Origin of the sequence: Paenibacillus sp. FSL R10-2771 (assembly GCF_038000205.1) — a bacterium.
GTDB classification, from domain to species: Bacteria; Bacillota; Bacilli; order Paenibacillales; family Paenibacillaceae; genus Paenibacillus_AQ; species Paenibacillus_AQ phytohabitans.
On the sequence record NZ_JBBOBM010000001.1, the window covers coordinates 5,284,024 to 5,305,648 of the forward strand.

At 54.3% G+C, this 21,625-nt stretch carries 19 protein-coding genes; 6 read left to right on the forward strand and 13 right to left on the reverse strand.

What is annotated here, in order from left to right; all coding sequences use genetic code 11:
* Position 1: 1 nt before the first annotated feature.
* On the reverse strand, positions 2-208 hold the full coding sequence (locus tag NSU14_RS22510) for a DUF2278 family protein (RefSeq protein WP_336102535.1): 207 nt from the start codon (positions 206-208) through the stop codon (positions 2-4).
* 424 nt (positions 209-632) lie between these two features.
* On the opposite strand from NSU14_RS22510, the gene NSU14_RS22515 reads away from it, so the two are divergent.
* Complete coding sequence (locus NSU14_RS22515; protein WP_340947378.1) at positions 633-2,501, forward strand: S8 family peptidase; 1,869 nt, start codon at positions 633-635, stop codon at positions 2,499-2,501.
* Positions 2,502-2,704: 203 nt separating this feature from the next.
* Entirely contained in the window at positions 2,705-3,286 is a 582-nt protein-coding gene (locus tag NSU14_RS22520) for an LOG family protein (RefSeq protein WP_042134926.1), read from the forward strand.
* Positions 3,287-3,427: 141 nt separating this feature from the next.
* Here the strand turns inward: NSU14_RS22520 and NSU14_RS22525 are convergent, their stop codons facing one another.
* Positions 3,428-4,456, reverse strand: coding sequence for an oxidoreductase (locus tag NSU14_RS22525; RefSeq protein ID WP_340947379.1), 1,029 nt, complete (start codon positions 4,454-4,456; stop codon positions 3,428-3,430).
* 216 nt (positions 4,457-4,672) lie between these two features.
* Between NSU14_RS22525 and NSU14_RS22530 the strand changes: the two genes are divergently transcribed.
* Positions 4,673-5,638: an AraC family transcriptional regulator gene (locus tag NSU14_RS22530; RefSeq protein ID WP_340947380.1), complete on the forward strand. Its 966-nt coding sequence runs from the start codon at positions 4,673-4,675 to the stop codon at positions 5,636-5,638.
* Between the two features lie 123 nt (positions 5,639-5,761).
* Positions 5,762-7,267 (forward strand): amidase, encoded by a 1,506-nt coding sequence (locus NSU14_RS22535; RefSeq protein ID WP_042134919.1) that lies wholly within the window; start codon positions 5,762-5,764, stop codon positions 7,265-7,267.
* A gap of 713 nt (positions 7,268-7,980) precedes the next feature.
* Here the strand turns inward: NSU14_RS22535 and NSU14_RS22540 are convergent.
* Positions 7,981-8,436: a GNAT family N-acetyltransferase gene (locus NSU14_RS22540; protein WP_042134916.1), complete on the reverse strand. Its 456-nt coding sequence runs from the start codon at positions 8,434-8,436 to the stop codon at positions 7,981-7,983.
* Between the two features lie 215 nt (positions 8,437-8,651).
* Here NSU14_RS22540 and NSU14_RS22545 point away from each other — a divergent pair, with 215 nt between their 5' ends.
* A complete protein-coding gene (locus NSU14_RS22545) occupies positions 8,652-8,921 on the forward strand; it encodes an NUDIX domain-containing protein (RefSeq protein WP_081969890.1) in 270 nt (89 codons plus the stop codon).
* A gap of 96 nt (positions 8,922-9,017) precedes the next feature.
* Here NSU14_RS22545 and NSU14_RS22550 read toward each other — a convergent pair whose 3' ends face one another.
* The 10 genes from NSU14_RS22550 to NSU14_RS22595 all read right to left on the reverse strand — a co-directional run bounded on the left by NSU14_RS22550 (position 9,018) and on the right by NSU14_RS22595 (position 18,403).
* Complete coding sequence (locus NSU14_RS22550) at positions 9,018-9,923, reverse strand: ABC transporter ATP-binding protein (protein ID WP_256703738.1); 906 nt, start codon at positions 9,921-9,923, stop codon at positions 9,018-9,020.
* Between the two features lie 29 nt (positions 9,924-9,952).
* On the reverse strand, positions 9,953-11,095 hold the full coding sequence (locus tag NSU14_RS22555; RefSeq protein ID WP_042134913.1) for a taurine ABC transporter substrate-binding protein: 1,143 nt from the start codon (positions 11,093-11,095) through the stop codon (positions 9,953-9,955).
* Between the two features lie 37 nt (positions 11,096-11,132).
* A complete protein-coding gene (locus NSU14_RS22560) occupies positions 11,133-12,032 on the reverse strand; it encodes an ABC transporter permease (protein ID WP_336102529.1) in 900 nt (299 codons plus the stop codon).
* Between the two features lie 145 nt (positions 12,033-12,177).
* Positions 12,178-12,492 (reverse strand): DMT family transporter, encoded by a 315-nt coding sequence (locus tag NSU14_RS22565; RefSeq protein ID WP_076242570.1) that lies wholly within the window; start codon positions 12,490-12,492, stop codon positions 12,178-12,180.
* The gene (locus NSU14_RS22570; RefSeq protein ID WP_340947381.1) at positions 12,492-12,995 is read right to left on the reverse strand and encodes a DMT family transporter; all 504 of its coding nucleotides are present in this window, start codon (positions 12,993-12,995) and stop codon (positions 12,492-12,494) included. Before NSU14_RS22570 ends, NSU14_RS22565 begins: the two co-directional genes overlap by 1 nt.
* Before the next feature lie 22 nt (positions 12,996-13,017).
* Positions 13,018-13,926 carry a LysR family transcriptional regulator gene (locus tag NSU14_RS22575; protein ID WP_340947382.1) on the reverse strand — a complete coding sequence of 303 codons (909 nt, stop codon included), beginning with the start codon at positions 13,924-13,926 and terminating at the stop codon, positions 13,018-13,020.
* Positions 13,927-14,036: 110 nt separating this feature from the next.
* The gene (locus NSU14_RS22580) at positions 14,037-14,381 is read right to left on the reverse strand and encodes a thioredoxin family protein (RefSeq protein WP_052421732.1); all 345 of its coding nucleotides are present in this window, start codon (positions 14,379-14,381) and stop codon (positions 14,037-14,039) included.
* Between the two features lie 2 nt (positions 14,382-14,383).
* Positions 14,384-16,498 (reverse strand): alkaline phosphatase family protein, encoded by a 2,115-nt coding sequence (locus NSU14_RS22585; RefSeq protein WP_340947383.1) that lies wholly within the window; start codon positions 16,496-16,498, stop codon positions 14,384-14,386.
* 280 nt (positions 16,499-16,778) lie between these two features.
* Positions 16,779-17,636, reverse strand: coding sequence for an AraC family transcriptional regulator (locus NSU14_RS22590; protein WP_340947384.1), 858 nt, complete (start codon positions 17,634-17,636; stop codon positions 16,779-16,781).
* A gap of 38 nt (positions 17,637-17,674) precedes the next feature.
* Positions 17,675-18,403 (reverse strand): DsbA family protein, encoded by a 729-nt coding sequence (locus NSU14_RS22595; protein ID WP_340947385.1) that lies wholly within the window; start codon positions 18,401-18,403, stop codon positions 17,675-17,677.
* A 298-nt stretch (positions 18,404-18,701) separates the two neighbouring features.
* Between NSU14_RS22595 and NSU14_RS22600 the strand changes: the two genes are divergently transcribed.
* Complete coding sequence (locus NSU14_RS22600) at positions 18,702-21,401, forward strand: glycosyl hydrolase family 95 catalytic domain-containing protein (protein ID WP_340947386.1); 2,700 nt, start codon at positions 18,702-18,704, stop codon at positions 21,399-21,401.
* The last annotated feature ends 224 nt before the right edge of the window (positions 21,402-21,625 follow it).

The following is a 21,625-nucleotide window of genomic DNA, read 5'->3' on the forward strand; positions in this document are numbered from 1 at the left end:
CTCAGCTGTGAAATTCGCGGCATTTATCTCCGACCAGGTATAACAGCTCTGAAGGCTGCTCTCTGGATTGAACGTTGATGGCCAATTTGTATTCTCTGCCGTCAGCCTTGACTACTGCATGATAATGCGGGGTGCTGTCACCTGTGGGTGGTGCAGGTATTCCTCTGATGATCTTTCCTTTTAACACTCCGTATGGATTCAGCGGCATAATAATCGCTCCTTTTTAGTGTGTAGTTTGTGTTGTATGTGCTTGCTTCAACCGCTCAAGTGCCCATTTGGTTATGGACCTATCCTGCTCAAGCAGCAGCTTAGCCTCTTTGAACAGAGTAATGAATTGTTGATGCTTACTGTTTATATTTTCTCTGGTACCTCCAAAAAGGAATGGAGCTGTTATGTGAAAACGTTCACTCAATGATACTTACTTTTATTTACATATTTGTTTGTTTGTCATTATCTACTTATGTATTTAATCAGAATGACCGTGTATAAAGGGCCATAATTTTCATGCTGTACTCATCACACCCTTTATGACGTCTCTGCTTGAATATAATGGATTTTATAAAAATTCAAATTAGTGAAAGTATATGGACGTTGTATTTTCCAGCACACTAGCCAGCTAAAGGAGACATGACATGAAACTCAAAGAAACCACGAATGAAATCCCCGCTAACCTTGATCCAAGACTGCAGCGGGTCATTGCTTTCAATCAAAGTGAACACAAAGAGGCTCATCCGCATTTGTTCAACGCAGAATCAGCGGAGACAGCGGATGCCCGTGAAATCGCGGTTATCGCCAAGGTAAAGGATATTGAGGCGTGGAAAAATCTGTCCGGAGTCCGGCAAATTGCCGACCTGGGCAGCGTGCCTGAGGAGCAGGAGAATGTACGGCTCGTCACCGCCCGGATTGCCGCAGACCAAATTGAGCAGATCCGCAAATCACCGGCCGTAATGAGCTTGAAGGCATCACAATTGTTAAAGCCCCAGCTCTTTAAGACCATTGAAGAAACTAAAGCCCGGGCGGATTTGCTGAATCAAAATACTAAAAGCAACGGCGGGAAAGGTGTCGTCATCGGGATTGTGGATTATGGATGTGACTTTACCCATAAGAACTTCATCCATTCAGACGGGACAAGCCGTATTCTTAGCTACTGGGATCAGACGCTTCCTGATTCCAGTAATAGCGAGTTTGGATACGGCAAAGTCTTTTCTCAAGCGCAATTAAGCCGTGCTCTGCAAACAGATGCTCCGTTCGCGGCGTTACACCTTCCTGACCCTAAAGATGATATTGAAGATTGGCACGGAACCCACGTTATGGATACTGCTGCGGGCAACGGTAACGGAACCAATACACCCGGTCCTGCCCCTCAGGCAGATATCGTATTTGTGCAATTGAATGCCGAGGATGTTCCATGGTCGGGACCGGACGCGGTAAAAGGAGATTTCGGGAGTTCGGCGCATCTGCTGGAGGCTCTGCAATACATCTATAAGCTCGCCGGAAACCGGCCGTGTGTCACCAATATAAGCCTGGGCACCAATGGCGGACCGCATGACGGCACTTCTCTGGTTGAGGTAGGATTCGATACACTCCTTACTGCTGCTAACAATCGGGCCATCGTATTGGCCGCCAGCAACTCTTATACCCATGGTATACACGCCAGTGGCATAATCCGCCAGAATGAGGTGAAGGATCTCCGCTGGATCGTGGAACAGTCAGACCGTACCTCTAATGAAATCGAGCTTTGGTACGATGCAGCAGATGAATTCTCCTGCCAGTTAATTACTCCGGATGGGGAGAACCTCGGTGAGGTTAAGCTCGGCACGACTCACCAGGCGGTCGGGAACCGGAATGAAATCCTGATCTTCATCTCCCACCGGAAACAAGATCCGAACAACGGTGACAACGTCATCAATATCTTCATGGAGAGAGGTTTACCGGCCGGTGCATGGACACTTAGACTGCGCGGAGAGAATATCCGGTCGGGGAAATATCATGCCTGGATTGAACGGGATGATTTTGGCCAGTCCCATTTTGAAAAACCACTGGATAATACCCATACCCTCGGTTCAATCTGCTGCGGCAAAAAAACAATCGTTGTCGGTTCATACAGCGCCAAAGAAGCAGGCACACCACTTTCCTTCTTCTCCAGCGCCGGCCCGACACGGGACGGAAGACAAAAGCCCGAGATCAGCGCACCTGGAGGAAATGAAACCCAAGATGAACCTGTGAAATTCAAAGTTATGGCCGCTAAATCGGGATCAATAGATGGTGTTACTCCTATGATGGGCACCAGCATGGCGGCCCCGGCAGTAACCGGCATTATTGCCCTGATGCTCGCAGAAGCGTTGGCCCACGGCATTTCTTTATCCAGTGAAGAAATTCACGAGATTCTCCGCAAATCCGCAAGACCTATGTCGGGCAGCTGGCATGACCGTTATGGCTTTGGACGCATCGATGCTGCTAAAGCCGTACAATTAGTCGCCGAATTAACGCCCGTCCATTAAGCTCATCCGCAAGGGGGCCAACAACTTCTGTTGGCTCCTGTTGTACATAAGACTCTTATGTAAATTGAATGTAATCCAGAGTTTAAACATTAAGTATATCCTTCTACCACACGACATCGTGTGGTATCTTTGATGTAGATACAGGTGCAATATCATACATGAAGCTATTTCTAGATACTTAGGCAAAGGAGAGTCAGCATAATATGAAGAGTATCGCTGTTTTTTGCGGTTCGAATGACGGCGCTTCGCCCGTATACAAAGAGTATGCTGTTGCTCTGGGCAAAGAGCTGGCTGCACGGGGCATCACGCTGATCTATGGCGGAGCTACTGTCGGCTTAATGGGCGCTATTGCAGATAGCGTCATGCAGGCGGGGGGACGCGTGATCGGGGTTCTGCCCCATTTTCTCAAGAAAAGAGAAATCGAGCATACCCGTCTGACCGAACTGATTATGGTGGACTCCATGCACGAACGGAAGCTGAAGATGTCTGAGCTTGCCGACGGATTCATTGCCATGCCGGGCGGGCCGGGCACGATGGAGGAGTATTTCGAGATCTTCACGTGGGCGCAGCTCGGTCTGCACCAGAAGCCCTGCGGGCTGCTGAACGTCAACGGTTATTACGATCCGCTGATTGCCCTGTTCGGCAACATGGTCCAGGAGAAGTTCATGCAGGAGAAACAGCATTCCATCATGCTGAACGATACGACTGCGGAGGGAATTCTGCAGCAACTCGCTGATTATACCCCGCCTCCGGTGAAGAAATATCTTACGGATGAGCGGACTTGATGGACACATAGTGTTATTGAGCATAGTAAACCCCCTGCGCGAGCCTCTCTGCAGGGGGTTTGTTCTACCGTTCCATATACCGAGATACCGGGTAAGCGCCGCTGTCTGAATCTCAAGCGCCCGGTCAATACCCCGCTGTCATTATTGCTCTCCCTTAATTGTGAAATCCACATTCGTCAGCTGCTCACTCAGACTCCAGAGGCGCTCCGCCGCTTCAGGGTCGACTGCGTGCGGCATCACGCCAAGTGCCAATGAGCCTATACGGCGGGCAGCCTCGTTACGGGTGACAGCTTCGGTATTCTCCACCAGCGGGGCAATATCGCAGTTCTCACAGTAGACGCCGCCCATCCCTTCCAGCTGCGGGCTTACCGCGCACCAGACACTGCTCGCTGCCCCCTGCTGTGCTGTTTTGAGATTCCGCGAAGGATCTAGAATAGGGTTGCCAGCTCCGTCAATCACACCGGCGGCTTGAAGTTCCTGGAAGGACAGATGCTCCCCGAGGCCCGTACCGGCGATGCTGCCCGGATGAACGGAGAAGGCGCGCACACCTTCGTCCCTGCCGCGCTTGTCCAGCGCCAGCGCGAACAGAATATTGGCCGTCTTCGACTGGCCGTAGGCGGACATGCGGTCATAGCTGCGGTGTACGAAGTTCGGATCTTCAAATAAGACCGGGGATTGCCGGTGTCCCCATGAAGATACCGAGACGACTCTAGCCCCCTCGGCCTGACGCAGAGCGGGCCATAGACGGGCCGTCAGCTGAAAGTGTCCCAGATGATTGGTAGAGAAGTGAGACTCGTATCCCCTCTTATCGCGCACCAGGGGAGCAGCCATAATACCCGCACTGTTAATCAGTATATGCAGCGGCTGGCCTGTGGCAAGAAACAGTGCTGCGAAATCATCAATGGAGCACGGGTCCATCAGATCCATCCGCTCAATTCTGACATTGTCTATTCCGGCAAGTGCAGCTCCCGCTCTGGCGGTATCCCGCGCCGGGACAAGGACCTCTGCACCGGCGGAAGCCAGTGCGCGCACCGTTTCGAGCCCAATCCCGGAGTACCCGCCGGTAATAATGGCAGTGACGCCGCTGAGGTTTGTGCCGTGCAGAATCTCCTCGGCAGTTGTGGAGGCTCCAAAACCGGAGCCGATAGGTTGTTGCTGGTTAACTGTCATGATCCATGACCTCCTTGAATAACATCTCAAGGCTATTATCGCTTGCCCGCCATGGACATAATAGACCGTTTCTGCCTAAAACTTGCCTAAAGCTGCAATCGATCTTTTACCACCCCATTCTGCCTATTGCTTCCGTACAAGTTACGGCTATACTGTACACTAACAGTACAGGCTAGAGAGAACTGAACCTATATAAACAGGAAGGCGGGATGTACAATGACAGAGCAACAGCTCGAGACCCGCGCCGCTTCTGGACAGAGTACCGGTAATCATCAGGAGCAGATCGCCGGGATCATCGCGCAGACTGAGAAAATCACCCTTGCGGACGGACGCCATCCCACTGTGATCCCGTATCTTTCGATTTCCCGCAACTGCCGGATAACCCCGCTGATTCCAAGTGTCTTAACGCCTTCCTTTTGTCTGATCCAACAAGGCATGAAGAAGCTGCACTACGGCTCAACCAGTCTTGAATATCTGCCGGGAGACTACATGGTGTCCATGATCCATCTCCCTGCCTTCGCGCAAATTGCCGGGGTCTCCAGGGAAATGCCTTATATCGGTCTTCGCATTGACATCACTACACAGGAAATCGCCTCTGTAATGACGCAGGCTGGAATCAGCATAAAGCCCAGAAACAAGAAGGTGAATAATGCCGCCTTTATTGGCAAAGCCGACTCCAGCCTTCTGGAGGTGTTCAGCCGGCTGCTGAAGCTCACAGGCAACGGCAGTCCCCGGGAAGCCGTCTATCTGTCCGGACTCATCAAGCATGAGCTGATCTTCAATTTGCTGAACGGCGATTACGGGCATTTGTTCCTGCAGGAGGTGCTCTTTGACCAGAAAGCCGGAGGTATCGGCCAGGCCATCGAATGGATTCACCAGAATTACAGCCGCTCCTTCACCGTCCATGAGCTTGCTGATGCCAATAATATGAGCGTGTCCGGCATGCACCATAAGTTCAAAGCCATTACGGCAATGGGACCGTTGCAGTATCAGAAGCAGCTGCGCCTCCAGGAGGCCAGACGGCTCATGCTGAGCGGTTCCATGGGTGCCACGGCTGCTGCCATGGAAGTAGGCTATGAGAGTGCCTCGCAGTTCAGCCGCGAATACCGCAGACTGTTCGGCCTCCCGCCGCTCAAGGATATCCGGGCTGTGCGAAGAAGCATCGACCCAGGTGAATTCTAGCAGCCGATTGGGAAGTCTGACGCTCCCGAAGTATACTAGAGATGCTGGTCCCAACTATTACTATCCGCAGACGCATCTATAGCGATTATAGCCTGCACACCCTGCCAGAAAGAGGTTGTTCAAATGTCGTTGTCTTCTTATTCCGCTCATGATGCTCTGGGGCTTGCCGCCCTTGTCAAGGCACGTGAAGTCTCACCCCGCGAGCTCGTGGAAACCGCCTTTGCCCGGCTCGATGAAATGAATCCGCTGCTGAATGCAGTAGTCCGCACCCGGCGGGAGGCAGCGCTGAAGGAAGCGGATGAGATGCCGGTTCTTGATGATGACACTTCCCGGCCGTTTGCCGGCGTGCCCTACCTGCTGAAGGATATCTCCCAGGCGATCGGCGGAGAACCGCTGACTTCGGGTGCCCTGCTCATGAAGGACAATATTGCCAAGCGGGACTCCAATTACGTAGCCCGTATCCGCCGCGGCGGCTTCATACCGCTGGGACACACGAATACCCCGGAATTCGGCCTCAAAAATATTACCGAGCCCCTGCTCCACGGCCCGGCGCGTAATCCGTGGAACCCCGCCTATTCCCCCGGCGGTTCCAGCGGTGGTGCTGCTGCGGCCGTTGCCGCAGGGATCGTTCCGGCCGCCGGAGCCAGTGACGGCGGCGGCTCCATCCGCATACCGGCCTCGTTCACCGGCCTGTTCGGACTGAAGCCGACGCGCGGGCGCACGCCGGTCGGCCCTGGCGTCGGCCGCCAGTGGCAGGGCGCGTCGATCGACTTCGCCCTGACGCGGACTGTGCGCGACAGTGCCGCGATGCTTGATCTGCTGCAGGTGGTGCAGCCGGAAGCTGCTTTTCAGACCCCGCTGTATCCGGGGGTCTATCTGGATGATCTGCTGAAGCCTGCGCAGCGGAAGCTGCGAATTGCGTACACTACAGCTTCGCCGGTGGGTACACCGGTATCGGAAGAAGCTGTACAAGCTGTGATGAACACTGTAAAGTGGCTGGAATCGGAAGGCTATGCAGTCGAGGAAAAGCTGAGTCCGGTTAACGGGGTCAGACTGATGGATAACTACTATACAATGAATGCCGGAGAGGTATCGGCAATGTTCCTGTCGCTCGAGAGCGGTATGGGCCGTACGATTGCGGCAAGCGAAGTGGATATTGTTACCTGGGTGCTGGCCGAAGCTGGTAAACAGGTCTCAGCTGCAGAATTCGTACACAGTCTGCATGAATGGGATGTGGCCGCCGCGCAGATGGCGGCGCTGATGGACCGGTTCGACCTGTACATCACGCCTGCGAATGCGGATTCCGCACCGAAGATCGGAGAGCTGACCCAGACGCCTGAGGAGATTCAGCAGCTGCTGGAAGTCAGCAGTCTGTCCAAAGACGCTCAGCGGCGGATGATCTACGAGATGTTCGAGCCCAGCCTAGCCTATACGCCTTTCACCCAGCTGGCGAATCTGACCGGTCAGCCGGCGATGAGTGTTCCTGTGCATCTCACACCAGAGGGGCTGCCGATCGGAGTTCAGGTCATGGCCTCCAAAGGCCGCGAGGACCTGCTGCTTCAGCTGGCCGCTTGTCTGGAACAATCACCGCTGTGGGTGGGAATGAAGGGGAACCCGTTGTTTGCCTGATATGTATTTGCTGAGGCTGTGTGTGTAAAGCTGGACGAGATGCAGACTGACTGCGGCTGCGTGCGATGTACGCTGGCGGAACGAGGGCTATACGACTAATAAGTGGAATAACAACACTTAATTCCCTCGAAATTTGCGAATATGAGATTTTAGTTGGATAAACGACACTTAATTCCATGCATATTGGCTGATATGAGCATATTGGGCACAATTAAGTGTCATAAATCCACCTAATTCCGATTCAGCAGATGGCGCGAAAAATTAAGTGTCATAAATCCACTTATTACAGCTTCCGGCTGTAATTTATCATAGTTCTGTCTATGAACGGATTAGCTGAGTATTATGAATATGCAGATTAGCCTAGACGCAGCTTCAGGTTGCTCACTGTGCATATGAATTGAAAGGTTACTCTTAATAGCAAAGGGTGTCCCGGCAGGAATACTTTACATTTCATAATTCACATCATCATGTAGGCTTGCCTGCCGGAACAACCTTATAATTGAAGCACTTAGCGGGGCCGCTGCCTGCGCAGGGGTTACGCCAAAAAGCACATAAGAATAACAAGGAATCCAGCAGGCCATCCCGCTGCTCCCGGACCGCGAAATATGCTTTTTAACATCTGCTTCATTACATATACTTCCTCTCACGCTCATTGTCTTGGTGCCAGCAACGCTCATTCAAAAGAATGACCGGGCAGGCTTCCCTGTTCTCCATCACTTCACCGCCAGCCGCAGACATCTCATATTAGAGTACTCATAGCCCGCCGCTTCATAAAAATGCAGCGCCCGCGCATTCTCCGCATCGGCCAGCAGGGTGATCCGCAGAAATCCGTGCTCTTTGGCGTAAGCCACTATGCCGTCCATGAAGAAGCGGCCGCTGCCCTGCCTCCGCTCTTCAGCTGCTACAATGAAATCCTCCAGCATAATTACCGGCCCGCCTTCAAACGTGCTGAACGCAAACACCAGATTCACCATACCGGTCACCTTATCTCCCTGTTTGAGCAGCAGTAATTGACCGCGTTCCGGATGCGCCAGAATCAGCCGCAGTCCCGCCCTCTGCTTGTCCAGGTTAGCCGCACCGGCGAAGTCCTGCTCCATTTCAAACAGCTCCTGCAGCAGCAGGCACATTTCTTCCAGATGCTCTGTCCCGGCTTTGGCTATTGTCAGCATAGTCCCGTTTCATCTCCATTTCCATTTTATTGGGATTGGCTTAAGGCTCTGATGATGCTGAAAATAGCGTGATGATTAATCGCTTGCCCCTATCATAAATGATTCCTGCCATAATCAACTGTGACTTTTCCCCTGTGAACAAGAAGGCCGCTAAACGATACTGTATGTGAGATTCTTGCAAGAAGCAGCCTACTACGAATAAAAGGACTGAGATCATGACCAGAAGTATTATTGTTACAGGCGGAGCCATTATTAAAGATAAATACGGCCGGATATTATTACAACAACGGTCTGATTACGGGGATTGGGGATTGCCCGGCGGGGGAATGGAGGCCGGAGAAACGATTGAAGAGACCATGATTAGAGAAGTTAAAGAAGAAACCGGACTTGAGGTCAATCACTATAATCTACTCTCCATTTATACAGGAGCAAGAATGATGTACACCTATCCTGATGGAAATGAAGTTGTGTTTGTCATGATCTGAAAGAAAAGGCCATAGGAATTCTAAGAACCTGATCATGTTCTATAAAATAACAGCAGGCGCCATGGACTTTGTTGTGTCCATGGCGCCTGCTGTTTCCTACGGCGCATCCATCCGCGACACCAGATACTCGCGCAGGCTGCTGTACTCCCCGCCGCTGCGGATGTCAGCGAAGGAGCGGCTGACGCTGCCTTCAGTGAGCGGATTGGCGAAGTCCTCGACAATTCTGCCCGGTCCGGGATGCATGACAATCAGGCGGCTGGACAGCAGCAGTGCCTCATCCACATCATGGGTAATGAAGAACATGCATTTCCCGGTCTTGCGCCAGATCTCCCGCAGGTGAATCTGCATATTCTCGCGGGTCAGGGCGTCCAGCGCGCTGAACGGCTCGTCGAGCAGGACGATCTCCGGCTCGGCAGCCAGAGTGCGGGCGATGGCCGCCCGCTGCTTCATGCCTCCGGAGAGCTGGTGGGGATACAGCCTGGCTGAAGCCGTAAGGCCCATCAGCTCCAGGAAATAAGCGACACGCTCCCTCCGCTCAGCCTTGGGCTGGTTCTTCATCCGCAGCCCGAACTCAATGTTACGGGCTAGCGTCAGCCAGGGAAAAAGGTTCGCCTGCTGGAACACCACGCCGACCTCGGAATCCGGCCGGGTATGGCGTTTGCCGTTAATGGCGATGCTGCCCTGCGAAGGCTTCAGGTACCCGGCGATAATGTTCAGCAAGGAGGTTTTGCCGCAGCCCGAAGGTCCAAGGACTACAACGAATTCGCCCGGTGTCAGCTGCAGATTAACCTCCTGCAGCACCTGCCTTGCTGTGGCCCCTCTGCCATAGGTGAGGCCGATGCTCTCCAGCAGGATACCCTGTCCGCTGCCGTTGGAGGTTACCGGTACTGCAGCAGCTCCGGCCATACCGGAAGCCGCCCCCCTGCGTCCGCTCTCCCCGTAATTCCCGGCACTCAGTACACCTGTACCACCGGGACCGTCCAGTTTTTCTTCCAAGATCATCGCGCCATCGCCTCCTTGTCATTGCTGGTCTAATTACCGGTATACAAATCGCTCCGCAAAGCCTGCTGGTAGACCGAGAGGTCCGGTGAATCGGTGATCGACTTCTGCTCTACAAGGAAATCACCCGTGTCCTTCAGCAGCTGTCCGAATGCGCCCGGCTGATCCGGCGTGCCCATATATTCAGGGGCTGATTGCTGCGAGGCATCCAGCACGATAATTTCATTCATCGCCTTAAGGGTGGCTTCGGCGCTAAGTCCAAGCTCAGCAGACATCGCTTCCGCCGACTCCTGCGGGTGATCCCGGTAATATTTCACCGCTTCATCCAGCACAGCGATATAGCCCTTAACGGCATTCGGATACTTCCCGATGAAATCCTTGTGCACCACGCCGAACTCTCCGGTAATGCCGCCTTTGGCCGCCACATCGGCTGAGGTGATGATGACCTTGCCGCCATCCTCCACCAGCTTCGACTGGCTCGGCTGCCAGGTATAAGCGCCGTCGATATCGCCTCTCTGCCAGGCGGCAACGATGTCGGGAGCCTGCATATCAAGTATGGTAATGGATGCAGGATCAATGTTCTCCTGCTTCAGTGCCGACAGCAGGCTGAAATGCGAGGTGGAGCCGAAGGTGGTAGCGATCTTGTGGCCTTTGAGCTCGGCGAGGGAGCTGATTCCGGCAGCACTCTTGACTACCAGCGCCTCACTCTCGCCGATGACATCATGAATATAATAGATTTGATCCGGCAGACCTTGGGCCACACCGGAAGCTCCCGGAGGGGTACCCAGCAGGCCGAAGTCGATTCCGCCGCTGGCAATCGCCACGTTCACGTCGCGGCCGGAATCGAACTTGAGCCAGGATATTTTGATATCGGGATATTTCTTCTCCAGCAGGTCGAGGGACTTGGCCAGCAGCTCTCCGTTCGGTGAGACCTGATAGCCTATGCGGATTTCCGTCGGCAACTCTTCCGCCGCGGCAGGTGCGGGCGTAGCTTCCTCAGCCACCGCCGCAGCTGCCTCCGTAGCGTTGGCGTTCTCTGTGGCAGCCGCCGCTTTCGCTGTATTGCCGCTGTTCCCGCTATTGCTGGCAGAATTGCCGCAGCCGGATATCACCACCAGCAAAGCGAATATTGCCAGAAGGGTCCCTAAGCGAAACTTTGAATGAAGCTGTTTCATATATTTTCTACTCTCCTTTTATGAAAACCATAGTTATTCATTGCTCCGTCCAAGGCGATACACGCCGGATTAAACTGCGGATAATCAGATCAATCACGATGGCGATCAGTGCCATGAGGATAATGCCCAGATACATAATATCGCTGCGCAGGAACTTGCTCGCATCCAGCACCAGCCAGCCGACTCCCGATACTGCAGCCACCATCTCCGCAGCTACCAGCGTGGAATAGCTTACCCCGACTGCGGTCCGCAGTCCGGTTAACAGCTCCGGCAGCACCGAGGGAAAGATCACGAAGGCATACAGCTTCCAGCCCCGTGCGCCCAGCGATCTGGCCCCGTTGATCCGGTCCGGACTCAGCCGCTGCACACTGAACACAGCCGTAATGAAGAGCGGAGCGAAAGCCCCGAGAAACAGCAGCAGCACCTTCGACACATCTGTAATGCCAAACCAGAGAATGAGCAAAGTGTAGTAGGCAAGCGGCGGCAGCGGCCGGTAGAATTCGATAAAAGGATCAATAACCGCACGCAGCACCCGGTAACGGCCGCATAGAATCCCCAGCGGCACAGCCGTAACAAAGGCTGCGGCGAGCGCCAGAAACAGCCTGCGCATGCTGGTGCCGATATGGTTCAGCAGCGTTTGGCCTTTGTACCCTTCATGCAGAACATCGGTGAAGGCTGCCCATACGGTCTGCGGCTCCGGCAGGAACAGCGGATTCACCCACTCTCTGGCACTGACCAGCCACCACAGCAGCAGTACGGCCAGCAGGGAAGCCACCGAAATTCCCCGGTACAGCCATTCTTTGGACCAGCCTGCTGCTGCAGGCGGTAACGCGGATGCCGTTGATTCAGCCGGATTCCGGCCGTTGCCCTTTGGTTCGCTAACGCTGATACTCTGCCCTTCCTCAGGACGCGCTGCCTTCGGTGTATTGCTCTGCATGTTGCGGGTCTCCTCTCTCTTGCCGGCATACAAAAAGGCCTGACTCCGGCAAGCAGGGCAGTTTCCGCCCTTGCTCCGGCTAATCAGGCCTCCGGCTGTCCGGTAGGCTTGTACCTGAATTTATGAATTTATTATTCTGAACCCGTTACGATGTCAGCCTTAAGCCGATCATGCCGATAATAATGATGGCCAGGCATATCAGTTTGGACGGTCTAAGCGATTCTCTATACACCATGGCCCCCAGCACGACCGCTCCGCAGGAGCCGATGCCCGTCCACACGGCATAGGCCGTCCCGACAGGTATCGTCATTACCGAGCGCGACAGGCAATAGAAGCTAAGTGCAAGGGCGGCAACTGCGGCAACAGAGGGCCAGAGATGCCGGAATCCCCGGGAATATTTTAATAGAGGAACACTGGCGACCTCCGACAATCCGGCAATGATCAGGAGCAGCCAGCCCACTAGCGCAGGCCTCCTTGTTCACGGTCTGCCGGGGACGTCGTTGACAATGGCAGGAAGTGCCCTTTCTTCAGTGCCCGGCCAGGCTCACCGCCCCGAAGCGCTGCATCTGCTTCACCGCCGCCTTCCTGCGCCTCACTCTCATCCCCAGCCGTCAGCTTCAGGCCGATCATGCCACAGAGCAGCAGCAGAATGAAGAAGATCCGCCAGAACCCGGCGGGCTCGTTCAGCAGCAGCATTCCGGCAGCGGCAGTGCCTGCCGCCCCGATGCCGGTAAATACGGTATATGCGGTTCCAACAGGCAGCCGCATCATGGCTTTTACATATAAGGTATAGCTTATTCCAATGCAGCACAGGACAAGCAGGCTCGGCCAGAACAAGCGGAAGCCTTGACTGTATTTCAGCCCGGTGGCCCAGAAGATATCCACCAGTCCTCCGGCAACAACATAGAACCAGGCCGACATGCTGCGGTCCTGCAATGCAGAAGTCTGTTTCAGTACATTCATATCTGTGCTTCTCCTTATCCGTCTAGCCGATGAACTGGAGCATGGAGCTGAAGGATTTGATCGTTTCCATCATTTCTTTCTCCATTAAGGAGAGATGGTGCCGCTTCGTCCAGGCCAGGACAATCGACACATCCAGCTCCGTATCGGCAATATCGAGCGGCACAATGCTGCCCTTGTTCAGGAAATAATCACTCATGAATTTCGGGGCAAAAGCGGCGCACAGGTTCTGGCCGATCACATTCTCCAGCATCGGAAAGCTGTCCAGCCGGTAGGCTACGTTGTAGTCTCCGTGCTTCTGCAGCAGCTCGGACACCCAGCAGTCGGTAGCGAACTCCGTATTATACAGAACCAGCGGCTGGGCCAGCGCTTCCTGCAAGGGAACTGCCCCCCGGCCTGCCAATTCTGAATCCTTGCTGACAAGCAGCACCAGCCGGTCGCGGAACAGCTCTTTGATGCAGAGATCCTTCTCCTCTTGTTGTCCGCAGGTCTTCATGACGACACCGAAGTCCGCCTTGCCGGCCGCAATGTCGCGCAGATTATTGTTCGATTCCCCGACCTTCATCAGCACATTGACACCCGGATGCCTATATTTGAACGTAGTTAGCGCATTGACCATGATCGTGTTGCTGATGAACGGCTCCACCGCAAGATGGATACTCCCGGTCATGGCCTGCGTATTCTCCTCAGCCAGTGCCTTGATGTCTTCCAGCAGGTCGATAGCTTCCATCGCCTTCTGGATTACAGCCCGACCGACATCGGTCGGCTGAACCCCCTGGTTAGTCCGCTTAAACAGCAGAATGCCGAGTTCAACCTCAAGCTTGGACACCGATGAGCTCAGCGCAGGCTGGGAAATGTAGGAGCGCTCGGCAGCCGTCGATATGGAGCCCGTTTGGGCTATCGCCACAATATGATAGAGCTGTTCCAGACGCATGGCTTCTCCCTCTTGATTCTTAATAGCCTCATTATATAACTATAAAACCAATGTGACTACTAGGAAAAAAAGTCTGCTTCATCTCCTGATGCGTCCTGCTGCGCCGGTGTTCAAGGCACCCATTGCTCCAGCTGCTCCACCAGTACCGGAAGCGGGTGATACCCGCCGAGACGCAGCTTGACCTCGCCGTCCAGGAACAGCACCAGCTGCGGGATGCCCCGCAGGCGCAGACTCTGAAACAACAGCCGGTATTTGCCGGCATCTACGCCATACACATTCATCCGGCCCTGGAAATCATGGGCTATGGCCTCGGCTACCGGGAACAGCTGCCTGCAGATTTTGCAGCGCCGGGAGCCGAAGAAGACAAGTACAGGACCTTCACTGCCGAAAGCGAGCGCTTCGAATTCACTGTCCGTAATATGGGAGACCGGCCTGCGCGGAATTTCCGGGCGCATGCTTACACTCCGCCCCCCGCACCTGCTGTCACTGGCTCTCCCGCCTCTGCGGGTTTTCCTGCCGCCGGGATCTCTTCCTCCGCAGAACCGGCCAGAATCTGATAGATGATCCCGCCCTCAGCATTCTCCGGTACCGGGGACCCGGTAAGATGGCAGATGGTCGGCACGATATCAACGACTTTGACTTTGCGGCCGATGACTTCCCCGCTCTTCACCCCGGCTCCCAGGGCAATAAACAAAGCTCTCATGGAGTACCCCAGCAGAGTGTGGTTGCTGAGGCCGTTACCGTGGCAGCGGGTGAAGTCAGGCTCAAGGATGTAGAAAATATCGCCGGAGTTCTCTCCGCCAAGACCCACTACTTCCATGTCATTGCGGTTCAGCGCGAAGCTGATGACTCTTCTGCCTGTCTTGGGATCACGGTAACTGTACAGATCATCGATGATCTTCGCTACCGTGCTGTCATAGTCTGCCGGATCAACAATTCCCTGTGGATCACGGCCTTTTACATTGAGATAAATGAAGGTAGCGCGCTGAGCAACAGCTGTCGTCCGGCTCCAGTCAATCTCATAGCTGCCTCCGTTTTCCTTAAGCTGCGTGTACCCGAGGTCACCGAGAATGCCGACGTTGATCCCCCACATGTCGCCGATCAGCGGATGATCAGTCTCGGGGTTCTTCGCGACTCCCGCATGGTCGGAGACAATAAAGGCCGCCGTCCCGCCGTCCAGCCGGTCCAAGAGAGCGCTGATGAAGCGGTCGCTGATCTCATAGATTTTATAGATAATCTCCTGATAACGTTCATACTCCGCAGACGCAGCGGGCAGCGTATGGTCCAGGTAGAAATGATTGAACATATCAATACCGTGCATGTGAGTGTAGAACAAATCCCACTCATTGTTATCCAGCAGATGATTGATCGCATCCACATGCCAGCTGTACATTTCCTCAATCGATTCCAGCAGCACCTGATCCGCCTGCGGATTCAGACGGCTGTAATTGGAGGGCTGTAGCATCGGGCCGACTTTGCTGTATAGCTCCTCCCCGATATTTTGCGGATAAAAGTATTTGCCCGTCTTCAAATCGAGCACATATGAGGCGTAGAACTTAAAGCTGTTACCGGCGGGGTCCAGCTCCAGCACACGGATTTTGTAGGCGACTGGAATGTCCGCGCCCTCAATGCTGTAGGTGTCATAGATCCAGCCGCTCCATTCTCCGGGTCCGGCTTCACCGAGAGGCACCGCTGCCGTTTTGGAGGCATAAATCTGAACCCGGCTGTAATCCCCTTGATCATCGGCAACCAGCAGACCGTACCGTCTGGCCTGCCCGTTATTTACCGGAACCGCGAACTCACGCGCTCCTGCCGGAGCAGAAGTCCAGCCTTCAGCCGGTCTCAGCGGCGTATAAATCTGATCCGCAGTCGGCACATCTGCAGACAACTCTCCATCCTGGGTCGTTGTGACCAGCCCCGGCTGGGTATAGCCATAGCCTTCGTAAGTATCCTTGCTGATCTCGGCCTTCTGCGACGTTTCTTCTCCTTCAAACCGGCAGTTGGCCCCGGTATTATCCACGACATGGGGGATTTCAATTAGCTCGGCATATTCCGCGCGGCCTTCATATACTTTCTCATAGTCAATGTAACCGCGCAGATTGGTGTAGATGCTCGTTCCGTCCACATAGATTGCATCCTCCACCTGCGGCGGCCAGGACGTTGGATAGTTGAAAATAATGCTCTTTTTGCCCGCCCGTGCATAAGCCTGCCAGATCGTCTCCGCCTTCAGCAGCCCCGAGTCAAAGCCATAATCCAGCACATCCAGCTCATTGCCGAGCGTATGGTTCCAGAAGCAGGTAATGCCGTGGGTCGCCGGATACGCGCCCGTAGCAATGGATGCCCAGTTCGGCGGCGTTATCGCCGGAAGCACGCTCTGCATACCCAGATCGCTGGTGGTTACACCGGCATCGAGCGCTCTTTTGAAGCCCGGAAGCTTGCCTTCTGCCACATATTTGCGGATGACTGCCGGATCTGCGCCGTCAAGACCCAGCAGCATTACCTTCTTCGCTTTGCTGTTATTGTTGTTGCTGTTGTTGCTGCTGCCGTGAGCACCGTCTTTGCCGTTTGCCATAACCTCACTCCGTCCAGGGATTTTTAGATATTCCTATGAGATAACTAGGAATTAATCTCTGTGGTCATTATAGACGGCAGCCAGTGCGCTTGTTAAATAGACGTTGCTTATACGGGTATAAGCGGCGCTTATCCCCGCAGAACAAGTGGAAACGGCTTTGCCGACCTTATAAAGGGCGGGATCGTTTCAGCGGGATCGTTTCAAAGCGAAATATCCCGCCCCATTACAGGGGCAGGATATCCTCTGGACTCGCTATTCCGCTTCAGTCCGGAAGCTTAGCTCAGCGCGTGCGGAACTCCCGTGGAGTCTGGCCGGTCTGGCGGTGGAAGAGGCGGGAGAAGTAATGGAGTGAGCTGAAGTGGTATTTCTCGGCAATCTCAGTAATACTCAGCGGGCTATGCAGCAGGTCTTCCTTGGCCCGGTTGACCCGGAAGCGGTTCATATACTCCACAGGTGAGGCCCCGGTAGATTTGCGGAACAGCTCGAAGAAATGCCCCCGGCTCAGCTGAAGACTGCTGTAATATGCCTCCAGCGGCTTCGGTACATCATGCAGCAGATCCTGCTCCATCTGCTCGAGCAGTGAGCTGATCCTCCGGTCCGGTATGGGCTGGCCGCTCAGCAGCAGATGGAGCAGATCATCAATAAACTCCTGGAAATGACGCTGAATCGTCAGATTGCGGATGAAGGTCTGCTCATTATCGAACTCGCCTGCCTTATAGAACTTCTGAAACCGCTCTGTCCACCCGCGCAGCAGCCCCACATCCATGGACAGCGGAAGCGGATACGGGAAAAGAGGTCCCAGCAGCTCCTCCTTCAGTTGCTCCGGCTTATAGCAGATCGGGCAGGACCAGTCGAAGACACCCTCCCGGTCCACATGATGCCAATCGAAATAGCAGCACAGATGAACCATGGGTTCGGCAGCATCAGCACGCCATTCATGAAGCTGCCCGGGCGGGAGATGGATCAGCATTCCCGGACTGACCCGGTGGGCATGTCCCCCTGTTAACAGTGTCCCGTAACCTTCGCTGATCAGGTAAACCGAGCTCATATAGCAGATTCGCGGGGAGCTGGATTGCCCTTTGGCAAAGGGATAGCGGGTAGCCAGATAGACGTAAGGATGTATCGCGGAAAAGTTCATACGCTCCTCCTCCCCTCCTTCCTCCCTTTCGTTGGTGGTTACTCTGTAACGTTCGAAGCCTGCGCGGCTTCAATGGCGGCTGCCAGCTCTTCGTAAGATGAACCCGGCAGCAATTGGCCGTTCACCATAAACTTCGGTGTCCCGTTTACCCCGTAATTCCCTGCGGTTTTGAAATCCTCCTTGACCGGAAGCATGTAAGTACGCGCCTGCAAATCCTTCGCGAAGCGTTCATAATCAATACCGCTGATGTTGTCCTTCACGAAATTAAGCATAAACTGCGGGGTAGCCCAAATCTTCGTCTCATCCCCCTGATGGTCGTACAGCTTGCTCATGAATTCCCAGAATTTATCGTTGTCCTGGGCAAATACCGCTTCACCCGCGCTAGCTGCCATAATCGAATCCCGGTCGATGAAGGCGAAGTTAATGAAGAACAGCTCTGCCTTGCCGGTATCTATGAATTCCTGTTTGAACTGTTCAAAATAGGTCTCCTTCCACTTCTTGCAGGCAGGACACTTGAAATCGGCGAATTCAATCACCTTGGCTTTGGCTGTGGTGCTGCCGAGATGCGGCTGCTTCTCATATTTCAGGCCATTCGCATCGAAGTCTCCGCGGATTTCCGTATAATTGGGCAGTCCGTCCAGCCCGCCCGCCGCCCTGGTCTGGTTAAGGAACGCTACGGATACAGCCAGCACCATCACACAGATTACGATGACCGGAACTGCGAAACCGGAACTTTTCTTTGTTTGTTTTACCTTCGATTTAGCCATTGCTGTTTATCCCCCTAGATAAAATTAACACCGCTTATTGATAGCGCTTTCTATGCTGAATATAAGCTGGAGGATATTTCAGCGTAAAGGTACACTTGCGGCAGCAGGGTACCTTTCCCCCGTTCAGACCGGGCGTGACAGTCCAGCGTTAATTCACCCGCCGATCGTGCAACAACCGGACCCTCCGCTAAATACTTTCCTGCGGGATTCGCCTACGATTTATGTCAGGTAAACCCTATAGACGGTTTAGTACATTTAGAAAAACAGGTCAATACAGCTTGGAGGAGGCATAACTAAGATGAAAAAAACTAAGGTATCATCGGTGACGGAGGGTGCGGAGGCGGCGAAGGCGGAGGTGGAGACGATTGAGGCGGAAGTGATGGTGGAGCTCGAGATGGCTGGGGCGGTAGCTGCGGTGACGGAGATGGTGGAGGCGGTATCATCGGTGATGGAGGCAGACCCTATGGTGGTGGAGGAAACTGTGGAGGTGATTGGAGCGGTGACTGAGATGGCAGAGGCGGTAGCGGCGACGGAACCGGGACCAGCAGCAGGTTATGCAGCGGCAGGTAGTCTGCTTCATGCCCAAGAGCAGGCGGGGCGGCATAATATTACCTTCAGCGGTCCGGCGGCGGATTTCTTCGAAGGGGCGCTGCTGGGCAACGGCGGGCTTGGTGTGGTGGTGACCACCCGGCCGGATGCGGTTATACTGCACTTCGGACACAACAATGTCTGGGATATCCGGATTGCCGAGCATCATGCGGAGGAGATTCTGACCTTCCAGGAAGTGTACGACCGCTTCGCTTCGCTTCCCGCTAATCTCGGCCAGCTTACGGACAACCCGTGGTACCGCGAATACTGCGAAATGGCCGGAGACAACTACAGCAAGCCCTACCCGCGCCCGATGCCCTGCGGCTCGCTGCTGCTCCGGTATGACCGGCGCCGCGCGGAGGTACTCGGCCACACGGTGCATATTGGCGACGGACGCTGCACGGTTGATTTCCTGATCAACGGCAAACCGGCGGTGTTCGAGCTGTTTGTGGAGGCGGAGCAGGACCGGGTGTGGATGTCGGTAACAGATACGGCGACCGGTTCGCAGGTTCCGCTGTTCCATGAGGCCAGGCTCATCCCCGATCCCAAGACACCGCAGGAGTTCCCTCCGGCGTCTTGGGAAAACGATGCTGGTGCTGGCCTGATGTCTTTTACACAAATTCTGCCGCACATGGAGTTCCCCGCTTCGCCTTACCTTCCGCATGAGCGGGACAAGGCGTTCCGGCTGGCGTTTTGGCTGCCTGGAGCAGAATTCATTGGCAGCGGCAGCATTGCCCGTCTGGATAGCTCAGGGAAATCCGGCGGATTTCTGGCCTGCGCAGAATTGCGGGAGGGACCGGCAGCGGAGATAGCGACTTTAGCTGACACAGGAACTGTAATCGGTGCTCAACCTGGACCTAGCGCATCTGCCAGGATGAACGCGCCGACACGCGCCGGTTACGACCACGCGCTGGCGCAGACCCGGGAAGCATGGCGGGAATACTGGGGGCATTCCTTCATCGCCTTGGAGGATGAATTCCTGGAGCAGATCTGGTACCGCAATCTCTACTTCCTGAACTGCTCCGTCAAAGCGGGAATAACCTGCCCCGGCCTGTTCGCCAACTGGAGCTACGGCTCCATCGGAGCGGATTGGCACGGAGATTATCATATGAACTACAACACCCAGCAGCCATTCTGGGTGACGTTCTCCAGCAACCATCTGGAGAAGCATCTGCCCTACGCAGACATGGTGGATCATGTACTGCCGGTCAGCCGCAAATGGGCACGCGAATATTACAGACTGCCCGGCGCCTATTTTCCGCATTCTGCCTACCCTGTAGAAATGAGCATGATGCCTTACCCTGTTCCGCATTGGGGCTGGGAAATATGCGAGACTCCATGGACTGTACAGAGTTTATGGTGGCATTATCAATATTCAATGGATGAGGAATTCCTGCGCAGCCGCGCCTTCATGCCTATGAAGGAAGCCGTCCTGTTCATGACGGCTTATATGAAACGTCCCGAAGCTTATGGTCAGCCCTGGAAGGACGGCTGCTATCATATTTTCCCGACGGTGGTGCCTGAGTTGTATGAGATCACGCCGGGATTCGCCCGCAACAGCGATTGCCTGATCGATCTGACGCTGACCAAATTTATCTTCCGGGCATTCATCAGTGCCTGTACCGTTCTGGGTGAGATTGAAGCAGAAGGAGCCCTGCTGACTGAAGTACAGGATATCCTGAATCACTTTCCGGAGTATCCGGAAGCCGAATCCGCTTCGGGCCGTGTATTTGTATCCGTAGCTGGCGAAAATCCGGACACCATCTACAATGTTCCGGTTCCGCTGACCACTGTCTTCCCCGGCGAAGAACACGGTCTGCATTCTCCTCCGGCAGAGTATCAGACGGCGGTGAATACTTACCGCAATCATCTCAATGAAGGCGGCAATGAGCTGGTGTTCCAGCCCCTGGCCGGGGCACGGCTCGGTATCCTTGATCTGGAGCGGTTCAAGCGGCAGATCCGGTACTGCCTATTGCCTAACGGCACCTGCACAAATAAAGTGCTGATGAGCGGCGGACGCTACTCCGATACGGACGACTTCAGCTTCATGGCGCGCATGGGCATCTGGTTTGAGAATTTCGCACTGCCCGCCGTTATCAACGAATGCCTGCTCCAGAGTTATAACGGCGTGCTGCGCTTTTTCCCCAACTGGCCGGAGCATGACAGCGCAGAATTCCGCAGCCTGCGCGCGGTAGGCGGCTTCCTCGTCAGTGCGTCCATCCGGGCAGGTGAAGTGCAGCAAATCGAGGTGTTCAGTGAAGCAGGAGCTCCGTTATCCTTCTATATTCCTTGGGAGCAAGGGGCCGAATGTACCCGTTCCTCCGGGGAGATGCAGACCTTCACAGGTATGGCCGCGGATATGCAGACTTCTGCCGGGGAAATTATCCGCATCGTTAAAGCGGGGGGATAGCTCCTAAACAAATCAATCGCCAGAGAACAAACTAGGAAAAGCCACTTTGGCAACTTGCTTGCTGAGGATTTGCAATGACTGGATTACGGTATATGCGGCAGGCTTAATCTTAGTTGCACTTTGTACAACTATATTAACTGATTTAGAACGGATTATCCGTTTAGTTGTATTCCGTACAATTAAACTGCCGTACTTAGGTGGTATTTACCGATTCGGACAAATTT